This window comes from Streptomyces smyrnaeus (assembly GCF_017676345.1).
Lineage (GTDB): Bacteria > Actinomycetota > Actinomycetes > Streptomycetales > Streptomycetaceae > Streptomyces > Streptomyces smyrnaeus.
In genome coordinates this window covers 115863-135638 of record NZ_JAFFZM010000020.1, presented here as the reverse complement: position 1 = coordinate 135638, position 19776 = coordinate 115863, and the positions used below count along the sequence as shown (strand labels likewise).

The 19776-nt window shown below is 70.6% G+C and carries 12 protein-coding genes; 9 read left to right on the top strand and 3 right to left on the bottom strand.

All coding sequences use genetic code 11. The features are described from left to right. Position 1: 1 nt before the first annotated feature. The 5 genes from mtrB (at position 2) to JW613_RS28210 (ending at position 6734) form a co-directional block, all read left to right on the top strand. Entirely contained in the window at positions 2-1924 is a 1923-nt protein-coding gene (gene mtrB, locus JW613_RS28230; protein ID WP_209213699.1) for an MtrAB system histidine kinase MtrB, read from the top strand. 17 nt (positions 1925-1941) lie between these two features. Beyond that, positions 1942-3786, top strand: coding sequence for an LpqB family beta-propeller domain-containing protein (locus JW613_RS28225; RefSeq protein WP_245226409.1), 1845 nt, complete (start codon positions 1942-1944; stop codon positions 3784-3786). 391 nt (positions 3787-4177) lie between these two features. Beyond that, positions 4178-4768 carry a ComF family protein gene (locus tag JW613_RS28220; RefSeq protein WP_307866073.1) on the top strand — a complete coding sequence of 197 codons (591 nt, stop codon included), beginning with the start codon at positions 4178-4180 and terminating at the stop codon, positions 4766-4768. Positions 4769-5071: 303 nt separating this feature from the next. After that, the gene (gene hpf / locus JW613_RS28215; protein WP_209213696.1) at positions 5072-5773 is read left to right on the top strand and encodes a ribosome hibernation-promoting factor, HPF/YfiA family; all 702 of its coding nucleotides are present in this window, start codon (positions 5072-5074) and stop codon (positions 5771-5773) included. 208 nt (positions 5774-5981) lie between these two features. Further along, positions 5982-6734 carry a response regulator gene (locus JW613_RS28210; protein ID WP_209213695.1) on the top strand — a complete coding sequence of 251 codons (753 nt, stop codon included), beginning with the start codon at positions 5982-5984 and terminating at the stop codon, positions 6732-6734. Between the two features lie 205 nt (positions 6735-6939). On the opposite strand, the gene JW613_RS28205 is transcribed toward JW613_RS28210, so the two are convergent. Both JW613_RS28205 and JW613_RS28200 read right to left on the bottom strand, forming a co-directional pair. Continuing rightward, positions 6940-8157, bottom strand: a complete 1218-nt coding sequence (locus tag JW613_RS28205; RefSeq protein WP_209213694.1) for a winged helix-turn-helix domain-containing protein — start codon at positions 8155-8157, stop codon at positions 6940-6942. Between the two features lie 68 nt (positions 8158-8225). Continuing rightward, positions 8226-8888, bottom strand: coding sequence for a GNAT family N-acetyltransferase (locus JW613_RS28200; protein WP_209213693.1), 663 nt, complete (start codon positions 8886-8888; stop codon positions 8226-8228). A gap of 196 nt (positions 8889-9084) precedes the next feature. On the opposite strand from JW613_RS28200, the gene secA reads away from it, so the two are divergent. Beyond that, positions 9085-11928: a preprotein translocase subunit SecA gene (secA, locus tag JW613_RS28195; protein WP_209213692.1), complete on the top strand. Its 2844-nt coding sequence runs from the start codon at positions 9085-9087 to the stop codon at positions 11926-11928. 76 nt (positions 11929-12004) lie between these two features. Here secA and JW613_RS28190 read toward each other — a convergent pair whose 3' ends face one another. Beyond that, complete coding sequence (locus JW613_RS28190) at positions 12005-12478, bottom strand: Rv3235 family protein (RefSeq protein ID WP_245226407.1); 474 nt, start codon at positions 12476-12478, stop codon at positions 12005-12007. A gap of 285 nt (positions 12479-12763) precedes the next feature. Here JW613_RS28190 and JW613_RS28185 point away from each other — a divergent pair, with 285 nt between their 5' ends. The 3 genes from JW613_RS28185 (at position 12764) to JW613_RS28175 (ending at position 19640) form a co-directional block, all read left to right on the top strand. Continuing rightward, positions 12764-13303: a DUF6912 family protein gene (locus JW613_RS28185; protein ID WP_209213691.1), complete on the top strand. Its 540-nt coding sequence runs from the start codon at positions 12764-12766 to the stop codon at positions 13301-13303. An 82-nt stretch (positions 13304-13385) separates the two neighbouring features. Then, positions 13386-14093, top strand: coding sequence for an HAD family hydrolase (locus JW613_RS28180; protein WP_209213690.1), 708 nt, complete (start codon positions 13386-13388; stop codon positions 14091-14093). Between the two features lie 438 nt (positions 14094-14531). Then, positions 14532-19640 carry an NAD-glutamate dehydrogenase gene (locus JW613_RS28175; RefSeq protein WP_209213689.1) on the top strand — a complete coding sequence of 1703 codons (5109 nt, stop codon included), beginning with the start codon at positions 14532-14534 and terminating at the stop codon, positions 19638-19640. The last annotated feature ends 136 nt before the right edge of the window (positions 19641-19776 follow it).

Sequence of the window (19776 nt, the reverse complement as noted above, 5' to 3'; positions counted from 1 at the left end):
GATGACCCGTAACACCGCACCGCATCGCGCCGGTGGGGGGCGGGGCGCGGGCCGGGAGTCCGATATATCGAAATTCGGGCGTTTGTGGCGCAGTGGCGTCCTCTTCTCCGACGGCCTCCTCCCCGAGGGCGCGACCGGTCCTGGTGCGCGCCCCATGGTGCGTTTCTTCGTGCGGTGGGTGCGCAGACCGCTGCTGCCTGTGATGCGGCTGTGGCGGCGGAACATTCAGCTCCGGGTGGTTGTGGCCACGCTGCTGCTGTCCTTGGGAGTGGTGCTGCTGCTGGGGCTCGTCGTCATCGGGCAGGTCCGCAACGGCCTGCTGGAGGCCAAGGAGCAGACCGCGCAGAGCCAGGCGTCGGGAGGGTTCGCGGCCGCCGAGCAGATGGCCGACAGCGCGGGGAGCGGGCCCAGCGGCGAGGACGGCATCCGGGGCAGCAGAAGCGCCCAGAATTCGGGCACCTGGTTGAACAATCTGGTCGAGCAGCTCGCCAGCGGCGGCCAGGGTGTCTATTCGGTGGTGGCGCTCGGCTCCGACAACAACGAGTCACCGTTCCTCGGCAACAGCAATCTGACCACTCGCGGCCCGCGTTCCTCCGGCGACATCCGCCCCGAGGAGAGCATCCCCGCCGATCTGCGCAAGGCGCTCGACGACAAGGCCGGCCCGCATCAGCGCTACGCGCGTGTCTATCGGCAGGATCACAGCAGCGACCCGGCGCTGATCGTCGGCAAGCGGCTCAACGACGCGCGCGGCAATCCCTTCCAGCTCTACTACGTCTTCCCCTTCACCCAGGAGGAGGAGTCGCTGAGCCTGGTCAAGGGCACGTTGGCCACCGCGGGTGTGTTCGTCGTGGTGCTGCTGGGCGCCATCGCCTGGCTGGTGGTGCGGCAGGTGGTGACACCCGTACGGATGGCCGCCGGGATCTCCGAGCGGCTGGCGGCCGGGCGGCTGCAGGAGCGGATGAAGGTCACCGGCGAGGACGACATCGCCCGTCTGGGTGAGGCCTTCAACAAGATGGCGCAGAATCTCCAGGTCAAGATTCAGCAGCTGGAGGCGCTGTCCCGGATGCAGCGGCGCTTCGTCTCGGACGTCTCGCACGAGCTGCGGACGCCGTTGACGACGGTGCGGATGGCGGCCGATGTCATCCATGAGGCGCGTGAGGACTTCGATCCGGCCACCGCGCGCTCGGCAGAGCTGCTGCTCGGGCAGCTCGACCGGTTCGAGTCCCTGCTGGGCGACCTGCTGGAGATCAGCCGGTTCGACGCGGGCGCCGCCAATCTGGAGGCGAGCGCCGTCGACCTGCGTGACGTCGTGCACCGTGTGGTCGAGGGCTGTGAGCCGCTTGCCGAGTGCAAGGGCAGCAGGATTCTCGTGCGGGGCGACGAGCAGCCCGTGATCGCGGAGGTGGACAGCCGCAGGGTCGAGCGGGTGCTGCGCAATCTGGTGGACAACGCCGTCGAGCACGGCGAGGGCGGCGATGTCGTGGTGCGGCTGGCGACCGGCGGCGGTGCGGTGGCGGTGGCGGTACGGGACTACGGCGTCGGTCTCAAGGAGGGCGAGGCCGACCGCGTCTTCAACCGCTTCTGGCGTGCCGACCCTGCGCGGGCCCGTACGACGGGTGGCACGGGGCTGGGACTGTCGATCGCGCTGGAGGACGCCCGGCTGCACGGCGGCTGGCTACGGGCCTGGGGCGCGCCGGGGGACGGTTCGCAGTTCCTGCTCGTCCTGCCCTGCACGGCCGGGGAGCCGCTGCGGGGGTCGCCGCTGCGGCTGGAGCCCGAGGACTCGCGCAGAAGGCGGGAGCGGGCACGAGAGAGCGGACGGCCGGTCGCGCCGCTGGGCGCTTCGCCCGTTGCGGCCGGCCGGATGCCCGAGGGCGTGCGGAACGACGATCGAGCGGGACGCTCCGGAGGGGAGCAGGCATGAGGGCCGCCGAGGGGCGTATGAGGCGCAACGGAGGCGCGCTGCGACGGCAGCGTGCGCTGGTCGTGCTCGCCGCGTGCGGGATGCTGCTGGCCGGGTGCGCGTCGATGCCGGACGGCGGCAAGGTCAAGCACGTCACTTCCTCGCACCGTACCGACGGCGATTCGCAGGTGCGGGTCTACAGCGTCAGTCCGCAGAAGGGCGAGGCGCCCACCCAGATCGTGCGCGGGTTCCTGGAGGCGACGACCAGTGACGAGGCCACCTTCCCCACGGCGCGCGAATATCTGACGCGCTCCCTGGCCCGTAGGTGGGACCCGTTCGCGTCGACGACGGTTCTCTCGGACGGGCCGAGCGTCAGGAAGGCGCCGCGGCGCAGCACGGCTGTCGAGGACGGCTACTCCGTGGAGGTCTCCGGTTCCCGGATGGCCGAGGTGGACAGCAAGCACGCCTACTCACCCTCCAAGGGCGACTACAGCGAGGTCTTCCACCTGACCAAGGTGGACGGGGAGTGGCGCATCGACGAGATGCCGGACGGCCTCGTGCTCGGCGAGTCCGACTTCCAGCGCATCTACCGCCCCATCAACACCTACTACTACGCACGGCTCGGGCCGGACGCGGAATCGATCACGGACGGTCAGAATGTGCTCGTCGCCGATCCCGTCTATCTACGTCGGCGTATCGACCCGGTCACCAAAACGGTCTCCGCGCTGCTGCAGGGTCCGTCCGGGTGGATCGACCCGGTGGTCACCTCCTCGTTCCCCCGAGGCACCCGTCTGGCGCCCAAGGAGCACCTTTCGGTGGACGACTCGGGCGTGCTGCGGGTGCGGCTGAACTCCCGGGGGGCCACGGCCGAGGGCAAGCGGTGCGTGCGGATGGCGGCGCAGGTGCTGTACTCGGTGCAGGACCAGGCCTCGGCGAAGGTCAGCAAGGTCGAACTGGTGGGCCCCAAGGACCGCGCGATGTGCGCACAGACGCGTGAACAGGTCGCCGCCTACCAGCCGGGCCGGCTCAACGGCAGCGCGAAGAACGCCTACTTCATCGACGAGAACCACCGCGTCGCCGCCTTCCGGGGCAAGGGCGAGCCCCCGCGGCCGGTCGAAGGGCCGCTGGGCCGCGGCCAGGTGGAGATGGGCTCCGTCGCCGTGAACCGGATCGAGAGCGAGGGTGCGGCCGTCTCACGCGGACGGCGCGGACTCTATGTCGCCTCCCTGGAGGGGAGCAGCGCGGCCACCGCGCTCGGCGATCCGGTGCTCACCAGCAAGGCCAAGCGGGAGAACGACCGGCTGACGGCGCCCAGCTGGGACGGGCTGGGCGACCTGTGGGTGGCCGACCGCGACCCGGACAACCCCCGGCTGCTGCGGCTGCGCGGCGGCAAGGAACGGCCCGACGAGGTACGGGTGCCGGACCTGGACAAGGGCGAGCGCATCGAGTCGCTGCGGATCTCCTCCGACGGGGTGCGGATCGCGCTGCTGGTCCGGGAGCGCGACGGCCACACCTCCCTCCAGCTGGGGCGCGTGGTGCGCCGGGGCACGACGAAGGAACCCCAGGTGACGGTGGAGCAGCTGCGCCCGGTCGCCCCTCAGTTGGTGGACGTATCGGCGGCCTCCTGGGCGGGCGGCAGCCGGCTCGTGGTGGTGGGGCGCGAGTCCGGGAGTGTCCAGCAACTGCAGTACATGGAGACCGACGGCTCGGTCTCGGACCAGCCGACGCTCCCCGGCATCACCGATGTGACGGGAGTCGCCGCGTCCGAGGACGAGAGCAAGCCGCTGCTGGCCGACTCCGAGGACGGGATCGTGCGGCTGCCTCCCGACGCGAACTGGAGGATGCTGACGGAGACCGGCTCGGCCCCCGCCTACCCCGGCTGAGCCCGGCCGTCCGGTTGCCCGGTCGGATGCCGTCGCCCGGTCGCGCGCCGTCGCCCGGTCGAGCCGTCGCGCCGCGGCGGCGTTGTGACGCTGAGTCGCTGAGCAGCGCGGACTCCCTGCCTGCGCACGGGTGTTCGCCCCGGGTGAGGCGTGGCTGAGGAAGTTGTCCACAGGGGTGGTGGCGCCGTGCCGCGGATGCCACAGTGGGGTCATGTCGAGGTCCTGGCAGGGACTTCGGCGGGAAATCGCAGGTCTGGTGCTGCCCATGGGGTGTGCCGGTTGCGGTCGTCCGCGCGAGCGGGACCGCTTGTGCGACGAGTGCAGCAGCGTGCTGAATGGCGCGGTGCCGCGGCGGGTGTGGCCCTCGCGCGTACCGTCCGGACTGCCTCGGGTGTTTGGAGCGCTCACATACACCGGCGAGGCCCGAGCCGCGCTGCTCGCTCACAAGGAGCGCGGTGCCCTCGGGCTGGCCGCGCCACTGGGAGCGGTGCTGGCCCGCGCCGTTCTGCTGGCCTCGCACGTGCCGGAGACCCCCGCGCCCGCCTCCGTGCCCACCGCCCCCGCTCGGCGCGGGCCGCCCTCCTGGGACGGCGGCCCGTCCCCACGGCGCCGGGTGCCGGTCACGCTCGTGCCGGTGCCCTCCACGCGCCGGGCGGTCGCGGGGCGGGGGCACGACCCGGTACGGCGGATGGCGCGGGAGGCCGCACGGGTGCTCCGGAGGCGGGGCATGGCTGTACGGGTGCTGCCCGTGCTGCGCCAACGACGCAGGGTCGTCGACCAGTCGGGGCTGACGGCGGCGCAGCGGACGGCGAATCTTGCCGGAGCTCTGGAGATGGTGCCAGGCGGCGTGCGGCTGCTGGGTGCGGGCCGGGTCGTGCTGGTGGACGATGTGATGACAACAGGTGCGTCGCTGGCGGAGGCGGCGCGGGCGTTGGGAGGAGTGACGTCGGCGGCGGTGCTCGCGGTCCGCTCGGACGAGTGATCGGGCAGCACGCAAAGTTGCCTCGGGTGACCGCGGTGGAACTATCGGACTGCCGACATCGTTGCAGGTGGTACGAGGATTGACTCCCCTGATCGGAGGTACGTGTCGGTAGGGGGTGCCGCGCCTCCCCCACTGGAGGTACGTTCGGATTGGGTGGCGATCTCCCCTCTGGGGGAGAAGGAGGTGAAACTCGCAAGCCGACCTCGAGCCGGAGAGCCAACGGCGGGAGGGCCGAGCCTCCGGCGTCAGTGCACCAAGGACGGTCGCACGGAAATGTGGGACTGTCCGGGAACGGAGTTCTGCGTGGACATCGTCGTCAAGGGCCGAAAGACAGAGGTGCCCGACCGGTTCCGCAAGCACGTGGCCGAAAAGCTGGAGAAGGTTCAGAAACTCGACGGCAAGGTGATCAACCTTGAGGTCGAGGTGGCCAAGGAGCACAACCCCCGGCAGGCCGACCGTTCCGACAGGGTGGAGATCACCCTGCGTACGCGTGGACCGGTCATTCGTGCGGAGGCAGCAGCCTCCGACCCGTACGCGGCGCTCGACCTGGCCGCCGGCAAGCTGGAGGCCCGGCTGCGCAAGCAGGCCGACAAGCGTCGCGTCCACCGCGGCGGGAGCCGCGCACCGATGAGCGTCGCGGCGGCAACCGCACACCTCGCGTCGGAACTCAACGGAGAACTCGACGCGGCTGCCGGATCGGTGGCCGCTCCACCGGAGACCGACGGCCAGCCGAAGGTCACCAGGATGGGACCGCTGGAGGTGCGCGGCGAAGGACCACTCGTCGTACGGGAGAAGACGCACGCGGCGGCACCCATGACGCTGGACCAGGCGCTCTACGAGATGGAGTTGGTGGGTCACGACTTCTATCTGTTCGTCGACTCCGAGACCAAGCAGCCCAGTGTCGTCTACCGGCGGCACGGATACGACTACGGCGTGATTCATCTGGAGCCGGATCCGTTCATCCAGGAGCCGCCGCCCGGAGCGGGCGGGGCGCTGGGCGGCTGACGCCGACCGGCGGCAGTCCGGTACAGCCCACCAGGGGCGGCCCGGCACGTGCCCGGCGCAGCCCTGTGCGCCACCGGCTTGATGTTCGCGCCCCCGGCCGGATCTCGGACCCGGCCGGGGGCGCCGGCATGAGTAACATCAAGACCCACGCCAATCGCCTTTGGCCGTAGTGGGGTTGGTGGGAGACCAGGGTGCAGGGGGAGGAACGATGGTGGACAGCTTCGGGCCCGTGATGCCCATGCCCGACGCACACCCGGGCCCGGGGGCGGAGGACGAGCCGTGTGAGCGGGAGCGGCGGCAGGAGCCGATCCGGGTGCTGGTCGTCGACGACCATGCGCTCTTCCGGCGGGGACTGGAGATCGTCCTGGCCCAGGAGGAGGACATCCAGGTCGTCGGGGAGGCGGCGGACGGCGCGGAGGCGGTGGACAAGGCGGCGGACCTGCTGCCGGACATCGTGCTGATGGACGTCCGGATGCCGAAACGGGGTGGGATCGAGGCGTGCACCTCGATCAAGGAGGTGGCCCCCAGCGCGAAGATCATCATGCTGACGATCAGCGATGAGGAGGCGGACCTCTACGACGCCATCAAGGCGGGTGCCACCGGCTATCTGCTCAAGGAGATCTCCACGGACGAGGTCTCCACGGCGATCCGGGCCGTGGCCGACGGCCAGTCGCAGATCAGCCCGTCCATGGCGGCGAAGCTGCTGACCGAGTTCAAATCCATGATCCAGCGCACGGACGAGAGCAAGCTGGTGCCCGCGCCCAAGCTCACCGACCGGGAGCTGGAGGTGCTCAAGCTGGTGGCCACGGGCATGAACAACCGGGACATCGCCAAAGAGCTGTTCATCAGCGAGAACACCGTCAAGAACCATGTACGCAACATCCTGGAGAAGCTGCAGTTGCACTCCCGGATGGAGGCGGTGGTCTACGCGATGCGCGAGAAGATCCTCGAAATCCGCTGAGGCGTCGACCGGCCCCATGCCTGCCCCGGCCGCGCCTCGCAGCCTCGTCCCGGTGCCTCACGCCTCGCCCCGTGCCACACACGCGTCCCCGGGCGCCTCTCACCCCTGTCCCGGCTGCACCCCTGCCCCGGCTGCACTCCTGGCCCGGCGCTCCCGGCGCTCCACACGCGGCCCCGAGGGCCTCTCATGCGTCCCCGGCGGCGCCTCAGAGGCCCAGCTCGTCCAGTGCGGTCCTCAGCCGGGGGCGCAGCTCTTCCGGGTCGCAGCGCTCGACCCGTACCGCGTCGCAGCCCACCCAGGAGGCGGCCTCGCCCAGGGCTCGGGCCATCGGCTCCACGGCCTTCGTGCTCTCCAGCGAGAGCTGGCGGGCCACGAGCGTCGTGCCCTCCCGGGCCGGGTCCACGCGGCCGACCAGCTTGCCGCCCGCCAGCAGGGGCATCGCGAAGTAGCCGTGCACCCGCTTGGGCTTCGGGACGTACGCCTCCAGCCGGTGTATGAAGCCGAAGAGGCGTTCGGTGCGGGGGCGGTCCCAGATGAGCGAGTCGAAGGGGGAGAGCAGGGTGGTGCGGTGCCTGCCGCGCGGGGTGCTCTCCAACGCCGCCGGGTCCGCCCAGCCGGGCCGGGGCCAGCCCTGCACCTCGACGGGGACCAGCCCGGTGTCCGCCAGCACGGCGTCCACCTGCTCGGCCTTGAGCCGGTGGTAGTCGGCCAGGTCGGCGCGGGTGGCGACGCCCAGCGCGGCGCCCGCCTGCGTCACCAGGCGGCGCAGGCACTCGTGATCGTCCAGCTCGTCGTGGAAGAGCGCCTCGGGGACGGCGCGCTCCGCCAGGTCGTAGACGCGCTTCCAGCCGCGCCGTTCGGTGACGACGACCTCGCCGATGTCCAGCAGCCACTCCACCGCGATCTTGCTCTCGGACCAGTCCCACCACTCGCCGCCGTTGCGGCCGCCGCCCAGGCCCGCGGTGGTCAGCGGTCCCTCGGACTTCAGCCGGTCGCGGACGGCGGCGCAGGAACCCTCGCGGTCCTGCATCCGGTGCCAGCGGTGCCCCCGGTCGCGGAAGGCGCGGCGGCGGAAGGCGAAGTGCGGCCACTCCTCGATCGGCAGTACGCACGCGGCGTGCGACCAGTACTCGAAGCTGTGCGAGTCCGACCAGTAGGCCGACTCCACCGCTTGCCGTCCCACCGGGCCCAGCCGGGCGAACGGGACCAGTTCGTGTGACCGGGCGAGCACCGAGATCGTGTCCAGCTGCACAGCGCCGAGCTGCCGCAGCATTCCGCGCACTCCCGCCCGACGGTCCGGGGCACCCAGCAGCCCCTGGGCCCGCAGAGCGATCCGCCGGGCCTCGTCGGCGGAGAGGGAGACCTGCGGGGCGGGGGTGGCGGCGGTGGTCGGAACAGTTGTGGAGGGCAGGCCAGTCGTCATGCGGCCCACCTTAAGTGGGGCCTCTGACAACGCACTTCCGTCAGCGCACTTCCGTCAGCGCACTTCCGTCAGCGCGGGGAGGGCAGATAGGGCGTCTCCAGGCCGTACCCCCAGTCCGAGGGGAGCAGTGCGGCGATGCGGGCGTCCCGGCGTGTTCCCCTGTGCACGATGCGTGCCCGCTGGATGCCCTCCTCCACGAAGCCGAGCCGCTGTGCCACGGCGCGTGACCCCTCGTTCTCGACCTGGGCGACCCATTCCAGCCGTTCCACGCCCAGCGCGCTGAAGGCCCACTCGACGACTGCCCGCCCGGCTTCCGCCGTGTAGCCCTTGCGCCGGTGGCCGCGCGCTGTCCAGAAGCCCAGCTCGGCCTGGCGCTCGGCGGTGCGCAGCAGCTCCAGCCGCACCAGCCCCATGGAGCCGACCAACACGCCGCCTTCCCCACCGGCCTCTCCGCCGGCCTCCCTGGCCGCCGCCTCCCCGTCGGCCTCGCCGCCTGGCTCCCCACCGCCGTCGCGGGTGAAGAGGCCGAAGTTGTACATCGTGTCGTCCCGCCAGCCGTTCCGGCTCGTGTTCCGGACGAACTCCTCGGCATCCTTGAGCGTGTAGGGCTCAGGTACGGGCACGAAGCGCTGAATGTCCGGATCGTCGCACGCTTCGGCGACTGCCGCTTCGTCCCGCTCCTCGAAGGGGCGCAGTACGAGCCGCTCCGTGCGCAGTGTGATGGGGTCCATAGCTTGATTGTGCCGCCGGGCTGTCCGGCACCTTCGAGGGCTCCGGCACGTTGGGGGTACAGGGGCAGTCGTCCCTCGCATACGATGGCCGGTGCGGTAAAGGCCCTCGGCAAGGAGAGGACCTCGGTGATCACCGCCGATATCCGCACTGACCGTGCAGACCGTGCCAGGCCCGACCGGCAAGGAGCCACCCTAAGTGTCCGTCTTCGGCAAGCTCATGCGTGCAGGTGAAGGGAAGATCCTGCGCAAGCTGGACCGCATCGCGCGGCAGGTGAATTCCATCGAAGAGGACTTCGTCGACCTGTCGGACGCCGAGCTGCGGGCACTCACGGACGAGTACAAGGAGCGGTACGCCGACGGCGAGAGCCTCGACGACCTGATGCCGGAGGCCTTCGCGACCGTTCGTGAGGCCGCGAAGCGGGTGCTGGGCGAGCGGCACTACGACGTGCAGCTGATGGGTGGCGCCGCGCTGCACCTCGGATACGTCGCCGAGATGAAGACCGGTGAGGGCAAGACGCTGGTCGGCACCCTGCCGGCGTATCTGAACGCGCTGTCGGGCGACGGTGTGCACATCATCACGGTCAACGACTACCTGGCGCAGCGTGACTCCGAGTGGATGGGCCGGGTGCACCGCTTCCTCGGGCTGAGCGTCGGCTGCATCGTCGCCAACATGAGCCCGGCCGAGCGCCGCGAGCAGTACGCGTGCGACATCACCTACGGCACGAACAACGAGTTCGGATTCGACTATCTGCGCGACAACATGGCGTGGTCGAAGGACGAACTGGTCCAGCGGGGCCACAACTTCGCCATCGTCGACGAGGTCGACTCCATCCTCATCGACGAGGCCCGTACGCCGCTGATCATCTCCGGCCCCGCCGACCAGGCCACGAAGTGGTACAGCGACTTCGCGAAGCTCGTCAAGCGCCTGGAGCGCGGCGAGCCCGGCGACCCGCGCACCCAGAAGCCGGAGACGGGCGACTACGAGGTCGACGAGAAGAAGCGCACGGTCGCCATCCACGAGTCCGGTGTCGCCAAGGTCGAGGACTGGCTGGGCATCGACAACCTCTACGAGTCGGTCAACACCCCGCTCGTCGGTTACCTCAACAACGCGATCAAGGCCAAGGAGCTCTACAAGAACGACAAGGACTACGTCGTTCTCGACGGCGAGGTCATGATCGTCGACGAGCACACCGGCCGTATCCTCGCCGGCCGCCGCTACAACGAGGGCATGCACCAGGCGATCGAGGCCAAGGAGGGGGTGGAGATCAAGGACGAGAACCAGACGCTCGCCACCATCACCCTCCAGAACTTCTTCCGCCTCTACAAGACGCTCTCCGGCATGACCGGTACGGCGATGACCGAGGCCGCCGAGTTCCACCAGATCTACAAGCTCGGCGTCGTCCCCATCCCGACCAACCGGCCGCTGGCCCGTAAGGACCAGGCCGACCTGATCTACCGCACCGAGGTCGCCAAGTTCGACGCGGTCGTCGACGACATCGTCGAGAAGCACGAGATCGGCCAGCCGATCCTGGTGGGCACCACCTCCGTCGAGAAGTCGGAGTACCTCTCCAAGCAGCTCACCAAGCGCGGTGTGCCGCACCAGGTGCTCAACGCGAAGAACCACGAGCGCGAGGCGCTGATCGTCGCCGAGGCGGGCCGCAAGGGGGCCGTCACGGTCGCCACGAACATGGCCGGCCGCGGTACCGACATCAAGCTCGGCGGCAACGCCGAGGGCATGGCGGAGAACGAGCTGCGCGAGCGCGGCCTCGACCCCAACGAGCACCCGGAGGAGTGGGCGGCCGCGCTGCCCGCCGCGCTGGACAAGGCCGAGAAGTCGGTCAAGGCGGCCGTCGACGAGGTCAAGGAGCTGGGCGGCCTCTATGTGCTGGGCACCGAGCGCCATGAGTCGCGCCGGATCGACAACCAGCTGCGCGGCCGCTCCGGCCGCCAGGGCGACCCGGGCGAGTCCCGCTTCTACCTCTCGTTGGGCGACGACCTGATGCGGCTGTTCAAGGCGCAGATGGTGGAGCGCGTGATGTCGATGGCGAACGTGCCGGACGACGTCCCGATCGAGAACAAGATGGTGACCCGCGCCATCGCCTCCGCGCAGTCCCAGGTCGAGCAGCAGAACTTCGAGATCCGTAAGAACGTCCTCAAGTACGACGAGGTGCTCAACCGGCAGCGCGAGGTCATCTACGGCGAGCGCCGCCGCGTCCTGGAGGGCGAGGACCTGCACGAGCAGGTGCGGCACTTCATGGACGACACGATCGAGGCGTACGTCCAGGCCGAGACCGTCGAGGGCTTCGCCGAGGAGTGGGACCTGGACCGGCTGTGGAGCGCCTTCAAGCAGCTCTACCCGGTGCAGGTGACCATCGAGGAGCTGGAGGAGGCCGCCGGTGACCGCGAGGGGCTGACGGCGGACTTCATCGTCGAGGCCATCAAGGACGACATCCACGAGCAGTACGACAAGCGTGAGAAGGAGCTCGGCTCCGAGATCATGCGCGAGCTGGAGCGGCGCGTGGTGCTCTCGGTGCTCGACCGCAAGTGGCGCGAGCACCTGTACGAGATGGACTACCTCCAGGAGGGCATCGGCCTGCGTGCGATGGCCCAGAAGGACCCGCTGGTCGAGTACCAGCGGGAGGGCTACGACATGTTCCAGGCCATGATGGACGGCATCAAGGAGGAGTCCGTCGGCTATCTGTTCAACCTGGAGGTCCAGGTCGAGCAGCAGGTCGAGGAGGTGCCGGTCGAGGACGCGGCCCCGGCGCCGTCGCTGGAGAAGGAGGCCCCGCGCGACGCGGTGCCCGCCGGTGCGGCTCCGGCCATCCACGCCAAGGGGCTGGATCAGCCGCAGCGCCCCGATCGGCTGCACTTCTCCGCTCCCACCGCGGAGGGCGGTGTGGTCGAGCGGGACCTGGACACCTCGGACACCGGCGCCCCGGCGGACGGCGCCGACGGTGGCCCGGTCCGCTCGCCCGCGGACGGTCTCACCCGCGCGGAGCGCCGCAAGGCCCAGAAGGGCCGCAAGAAGCGCAAGTAGCCGCGAAGCATGAGGGCCGGGCACCTGGTGTCCGGCCCTTCGTGCTGGCACGGGGGCGCACTTCCAGGGCCGCCGGTCAGCGGCTGACGTCCAGCTCGACGGCTGTGCAGCGCCAGCGGCCGTCGGGGCACCACTCCAGGCGGAAGGCCATGGCGCGCTGGTGGGCGCCGGTGGAGATGCGGGCGAAGGCCTCGATGACGCCGTCCCGGGGCTGGGTGCCGCGGGCCTCCAGTACGGCGGGCGCCGCACGGTCCGCGCCCCGGGGCCGGAGCGGGGCCAGCGGCGCGAGAGCGGTCAGCCGGTCGTAGGCCGGGCCCCTGGCGTACGCGAGGAGCGTGTGGACGGGGCACTGACCGCTCAGCACCAGCAGCAGACGATGGGCGAACCAGAACGGGGGGCGGCGTTCACGGGCGCGGTGTGCGGCGGCGCGCAGCGCGGCGTCCGCGGGGCGGCGGCTGTCGCGCCGGGTCGGCGGCCGGGAAGGTGCCGTGCGCGCGGTGCGCCTGCGCGGTTGGCGTCCGGATGCCGGCTCGGAGACGGGTGTCGTCATGGGCTCCCCCGTGGTGGTGTGCCGGGCCCGGTAGATCGATACCGGGTGGTAACTGACTGGACGGCAATGGTTGTAGCGGCGGAGCGCGGCGCACCGCAACGCACGGGTACGGGTGGGCCGGGGGTCCCGGGAAGTTCCCCTATCTGGTGCAGGTGGGCGTTGTGCGTTGACGTGGCACCACCCCCACCTGCGGATTTGTGAGGCCGCCGGGGAGGGCGGCGCGGGGGTGCGGCCCGTATGCTGACGGGGCATACGGTCCCCGGCGATACACGAAAGCGGCAGCCCATGCGTGTCTATGTCCCCCTGACCCTGCCCGCGCTGAGCGAGGCACACGGTGCGGGTGAGCTGGGGCCTGCGCCCGTCGAGGCATACGCGGTCACCCCCGCACTGCGCGCGTGGTGGGGCTCCGAGGACGAGGAGGAGCTGGAGTACGCGGCGCTGCGGCAGGCGGCCGGTGCCTCGCTCCGGCTGCTGGCCGAGCAGTACGAGGCCGCGCGGCGCCGGGTCGTCGTCGTGGCGGAGGCGGCCGAGGCCACCGTCGCCGTGGCCGACGAGGGCGACGAGACGGCCGGGGACGCCCGGAGCGCGGACGAGGACGAGAGCATCGTCGGCAGGGTGCGGCTGACCGCCGCCGTCCCGTTCACCAAGGCGGCGGCCGTCCACCTCGACGCCGAGGAGGCGGTCGACGACGTGACAGCGGCCGTCGGGGCGCTGTCCGCCGCGTCGAGCGGCGACGAGAAGGCACAGCAGGTCGTCGACCGCACCGAGGACCATGAACTGCTGTGGTTCGCGACGCAGGAGATCCCCGCCCTCATCGGCGGCTGACCAGCGGCTTTCCCCGTTCGCCGACGGAGTGCCGGGAGAAACCGGTGTCGCGCTGTCAGTCCTCTCTCCTACCGTCTGGTGCATGGTCTTGGGGCGAAAGCAGAAGTCCGCACACATCGTGTGGGACTGGAACGGCACGCTGCTGCACGACATCCACACCGTCCTCGACGCGACGAACGCGGCGTTCGACGAGCTCGGACTTCCCGCCATCACGCTGGAGAGATACCGGGAGCTGTACTGCGTCCCGGTGCCGCGCTTCTACGAGCGGCTGATCGGCCGGCTGCCCACCGACAGCGAGTGGGAGCTCATGGACGAGACCTTCCACCGGCACTACTGGGCCCGTATCGCCGACGCGGCGCTCGCCGAGGGTGCCGCCGAGCTGTTGGCGGCGCGGCAGGCGGCGGGGCGCACCCAGTCGCTGTGTTCGCTGGCGCCGCACGAGAGGCTGCTGCCGTTGTTGCGCACCTACGGCGTCGACGGGCACTTCGTGCGGGTGGACGGTGCGGTCGGTCCGTCGGGTGGCGGCAAGGCGGCCCAGATGGTGCGACACCTCGCCGCGCTGTCCGGTGTCGAGCCGGGCCGGACGGTGGTGATCGGCGACGCGGTGGACGACGCGCTGGCGGCGGCGCACGCGGGGGCGCGGGCGGTGCTGTTCACCGGTGGCTCGCACAGCCGGGCCAGTCTGGAGGAGGCCGGGGTCCCGGTGGTCGACACGTTGCACGAGGCCGTGGAGACGGCGGAGCAGCTGGCGGCGCAGCCGTGGGAGGAGTCGGCCCGGGTGCAGGCGTAGGGCGGTCGGCGGCAGTGGGTGGCGGGGAACGAGGTCACCGGCCCTCCGCGCGGCTCTCCGCGGGGAACCGCGCGGGGGGCCGGTGCCGTCTGTGTCGACGTGCCCCCGGATCCCGCTTTGCCAAGAGTTTCCCCGGCCCTTCCCCAGGTGGCCGGATCGGCGAAGATGATCTCGGTGTGCTCGCTATCTGTACAAATGAGGCCCATGACGCGCCGGGGCCCGGGAGCGATAGCCTTACCTACGTGATCAGCGCGATATCCACCGGAGGATCTGCCCTCGGGCGCCCCTCCGTACAGCGCCCCCCGCATCGCGGGCCGGGCGCCGCTGGTCGTCTCTTCCGGCACGGCAGCGGACCCGAGCGGACACCCCGTCTCATTCCGGTGCCGTGCCTTCATTTTCCCGACGTCACGCAACGGCGCGCGACAGGAGTCAGAGGACATGCAGAGCAAGCTGGATGAAGCAAAAGCCGAGCGGCTGGCGGAAGCCGCCCGGGTGGCTGAACAGAGCCCGGCCCAGGGGCGCCACCCGGTCCAGGGGCCCGACGGCCCCCAGGACGGAGCCCTTGGCGCGTATCTCCAGCGGTACTACCTGCACACGGCGCCGGAGGACCTGGCCGACCGCGATCCGGTCGACATCCTCGGAGGTGCGCTCGCCCACTACCGTCTGGCCGAGGAGCGGCCGCAGGGCACGGCCAACGTTCGCGTGTACTCGCCGTCGATCGACGAGAACGGCTGGTCGTGCACGCACTCGGTGGTCGAGGTCGTCACCGACGACATGCCGTTCCTGGTCGACTCGGTCACCAATGAGCTCTCCCGGCAGGGCCGCGGCATCCATGCGGTGATCCACCCGCAGATGGTGGTCCGCCGGGATCTGACCGGGAAGCTGCTGGAAGTGCTCTCCGTCGGCCGGGACGACGCACAGGTGCCGGACACCCAGCTGCCGGACACACCGGCCACCGAGGGCGGGAAGGCCAGGCCCGGGAAGAGGGGCAAGGGCCGACAGACCGCGGGCGGGAAGCTGCCGCACGACGCGGTGGTCGAGTCCTGGATCCACGTCGAGATCGACCGCGAGACCGACCGCGAGGACCTCAAGGAGATCGCCGCCGATCTGCGCCGGATCCTCTCCGATGTGCGGGAGGCCGTCGAGGACTGGCAGAAGATGCGCGGCGCGGCCCTCCGGATCGCCGACGAGCTGCCCGACGAGCCCGCCGACGAGCTCCCCCAGGAGGAGATCGAGGAGGCCCGGGAGCTGCTGCGCTGGCTGGCCGACGACCACTTCACCTTCCTCGGCTACCGCGAGTACGAGCTGGACGTCGACGGCACCGGCACCGGCAAGGAAGGCGGCAAGGGATCGGGCAGGCGAGGCGGCAAGGCGAAGGAGGGCACCGACGCCGAGGAAGGCGAGGAGCTGAGCCTCGCCCCGCTGCCGGGCACCGGACTGGGCATCCTGCGCGCCGATCCGCGGCGCAGCACGGACGAGAGCCACCCGGTCTCGCCGTCCTTCAACCGACTGCCCGCCGACGCCCGGGCCAAGGCGCGTGAGCACCGGCTGCTGGTGCTCACCAAGGCGAACAGCCGGGCGACCGTTCACCGCTCGTCGTACCTGGACTACGTCGGAGTCAAGAAGTTCGACGAGGCGGGGAACGTGATCGGGGAGCGCCGCTTCCTGGGACTGTTCTCGTCCGCCGCCTACACCGAGTCGGTGCGCCGGGTCCCGGTGGTGCGGCGCAAGGTCGCCGATGTGCTGGAGAGCGCGGGGTTCACGCCCGACAGCCACGCCGGGCGCGACCTGCTGCAGATCCTGGAGACCTACCCGCGCGACGAGCTGTTCCAGACCTCGGTCGAGGAACTGCGGTCCATCGTCACCTCCGTCCTCTACCTCCAGGAGCGCCGCAAGCTGCGGCTCTACCTGCGCAAGGACGAGTACGGCCGGTACTACTCGGCGCTGGTCTACCTGCCCCGCGACCGCTACACGACGGCGGTGCGGCTGCGGCTGACGGAGATCCTCACCGAGGAACTGGGCGGCACCAGCGTCGACTTCACCGCGTGGAACACCGAGTCGGTGCTCTCCCGGCTGCACTTCGTCATCCGGGTGAAGCCCGGCGCCCAGCTCGCGGAGCTGACGGACGCGGAGATCGAGCGGATCGAGGCCCGGCTGGCCGAGGCGGCGCGCTCGTGGGCGGACGGCTTCAGCGAGGCGCTGGTCGCCGAGTGCGGGGAGGAGCAGGCCGCCGAGCTGGCGCAGAAGTACGGGCATGCCTTCCCCGAGGGCTACAAGGCCGACTTCCCGCCGCGCGCCGCGGTCGCCGACCTCCAGCACCTGGAACAGCTGGTGCAAGGAGGCAAGGAGAACGACTTCTCGCTGAGCCTGTACGAGCCGGTCGGCGCGGGACCGGGTGAGCGCCGCTTCAAGATGTACCGGACCGGTAGCCCCGTCTCCCTCTCGGCCGTGCTGCCGGGACTGCAGGCGATGGGTGTCGAGGTGGTGGACGAGCGGCCGTACGAGCTGCGCTGCGCCGACCGCTCGCACGCCTGGATCTACGACTTCGGGCTGCGGATGCCGGAGGCCATGCGCGGGCTGGAGGAGGAGACGCGCGAGCGCTTCCAGGAGGCCTTCGCCGCGGTGTGGACGGGCCGGGCGGAGAACGACGGGCTGAACGCGCTGGTGCTCTCCGCGGGGCTGACCTGGCGGCAGGCGATGGTGCTGCGCGCGTACGCGAAGTACCTGCGGCAGGCGGGCGCGACCTTCAGCCAGTCCTACATCGAGGACACGCTGCGCGGGAACGTGCACACCACCCGGCTGCTGGTCAATCTGTTCGAGGCCCGGCTGGACCCGGCACGCAGGTGGGCGGGTCACGAGCTGACGGACGGCATCCTGGAGGAGCTGAACGGCGCGCTGGACCAGGTGGCGAGCCTGGACGAGGACCGCATCCTGCGCTCCTTCCTCACCGTCATCAACGCCACCTTGCGCACCAACTACTTCCAGCGGGGCAGCGACGGCGAGCCGCACACTTATGTGTCGATGAAGCTGGACCCGCAGGCGATCCCGGACCTGCCCGCGCCGCGCCCCAAGTACGAGATCTGGGTGTACTCGCCGCGCGTGGAGGGCGTCCACCTGCGGTTCGGCAAGGTGGCGCGCGGCGGTCTGCGCTGGTCCGACCGGCGCGAGGACTTCCGTACGGAGATCCTGGGCCTGGTCAAGGCGCAGGAGGTCAAGAACACCGTCATCGTGCCGGTGGGCGCCAAGGGCGGCTTCGTCGGCAAGCAGCTGCCGGACCCGGCCGCCGACCGCGACGCCTGGCAGGCCGAGGGCATCGCCTGCTACAAGACGTTCATCTCCGGGCTGCTGGATGTCACCGACAACCTGGTCGCCGGTGAGGTCGAGCACCCCAAGGACGTGGTGCGGCACGACGAGGACGACACCTACCTCGTCGTCGCGGCCGACAAGGGCACCGCCACCTTCTCCGACATCGCCAACGAGGTCGCCGTCTCCTACGGTTACTGGCTGGGCGACGCCTTCGCCTCCGGCGGCTCGGCCGGCTACGACCACAAGGGCATGGGCATCACCGCCCGGGGCGCCTGGGAGTCGGTCAAGCGGCACTTCCGCGAGCTGGGCCACGACACCCAGACGCAGGAGTTCACCGTCGTCGGTGTCGGTGACATGTCGGGCGACGTGTTCGGCAACGGCATGCTGCTCTCCGAGCACATCCGGCTGGTGGCCGCCTTCGACCACCGGCACATCTTCCTCGACCCCGACCCGGACGCGGCCACCTCCTACGCCGAGCGCCGTCGGCTGTTCGAGATGTCCCGCTCCTCGTGGGCGGAGTACGACGCCAAACTGATCTCGGCCGGCGGCGGCATCCACCCGCGCAGCGCCAAGTCGGTGCCGATCACCCCGCAGGTGCGCGAGGCGCTGGGCATCGAGGCGGGCGTCACCAAGATGACCCCCGCCGAGCTGATGCGCGCCATTCTGAGCGCCCCCGTCGACCTGCTGTGGAACGGCGGCATCGGTACCTACGTCAAGGCGTCGACGGAGAGCAACGCGGACGTCGGTGACAAGGCCAACGACGCGATCCGGGTGGACGGCCAGGACCTGCGGGTCAAGGTCGTCGGTGAGGGCGGCAACCTCGGCTGCACCCAGCTCGGCCGTATCGAGTTCGCCCTCAACGGCGGCCGGATCAACACCGACGCGATCGACAACAGCGCCGGTGTGGACACCTCCGACCACGAGGTGAACATCAAGATCCTGCTGAACTCCGTGGTGTCGGACGGCGACATGACCGTCAAGCAGCGCAACGCCCTGCTGGCCGAGATGACCGACGAGGTCGGCGAGCTGGTGCTGCGCAACAACTACGCGCAGAACGCGGCGCTTGCCAACTCGCTCGCCCAGGCCCCCAGCCTGCTGCTGGCCAGCCAGCGGCAGATGCGCCGACTGGCCAAGGAGGGCAAGCTGGACCGGGCGCTGGAGTTCCTGCCCTCGGACCGGCAGATCCGGGAGCGGCGCGGCAACGGCCAGGGGCTGACCCAGCCGGAGATCGCCGTGATGCTCGCCTACACCAAGATCAATATCACCGGCGAGCTGATCAGCACCTCGCTGCCGGACGACCCCTACCTCGAACGGCTGCTGTACGCCTACTTCCCCGAGGCGCTGCGCGAGCGGTTCGGCCAGCAGATCGCCAACCACGCACTGCGCCGCGAGATCATCACCACGCTGCTGGTCAACGACACGGTCAATGTCTCCGGCTCGACCTTCGTGCACCGCATGATGGAGGAGTCCGGCGCCTCCACGGAGGAGATCGTGCGCGCCCACACCGCCGCGCGGGCCATCTTCCGGCTCGGTGACATCTGGGACGAGGTCGAGTCGCTGGACAACAAGGTGGCGGCCGGGGTGCTGACCGACATCCGGCTGCGCTCCCGGCAGCTCGTCGAGCGCGGCACCCGCTGGCTGCTCAACAACCGTCCGCAGCCGCTGGCGCTGGCGGAGACCATCGAGCTGTTCGCCGACCGGGTCGAGACGGTCTGGGCCGAGCTGCCCAAGCTGCTCAAGGGCGACGACCTCAAGTGGCACCAGCGGGTCTACGACAAGCTGTCGGGTGCGGGTGTCCCCGCGGACCTGGCGCTGCGTATCGCCGGCTCGGCGGCGGCGTTCTCCGCGCTCGACGTGGTGGCCGTCGAGGGCCGTACCGACACGGACCTGATGGATGTCGCCGAGGTCTACTTCGATCTGGCCGACCGGCTGGGCATCACCCAGCTGCAGGGGCGCGTCAGCGAGCTGCCGCGTGCCGACCGCTGGCAGTCGATGGCCCGCTCCTCCATTCGTGAGGACCTCTACGCGGCGCACCAGCTGCTGACGGCCGATGTGCTGGCGGCCGGTGACGGTGCCGCGACGGCGGAGCAGCGGTACGAGGCGTGGGAGGAGAAGAACCACGCGATCCTCGTCCGTGCCCGGGCCACGCTGGACGAGATCCAGGCCTCGGAGACGTTCGACCTGGCGAACCTGTCGGTGGCGATGCGGACGATGCGCACATTGCTGCGCAGCAACCGCTGAGGCCTCATTCCGGGTGCCCGGCAATGGGGGCTGCCCCATAAGGGGCGCGGGGAACTGCTCCCCCAGCCTCCGGCCGGGAGGTGCCCCCAAAGCCACAACGGCGGTGACACGTTCGGCCCTGCGCGGCGCGACGTGC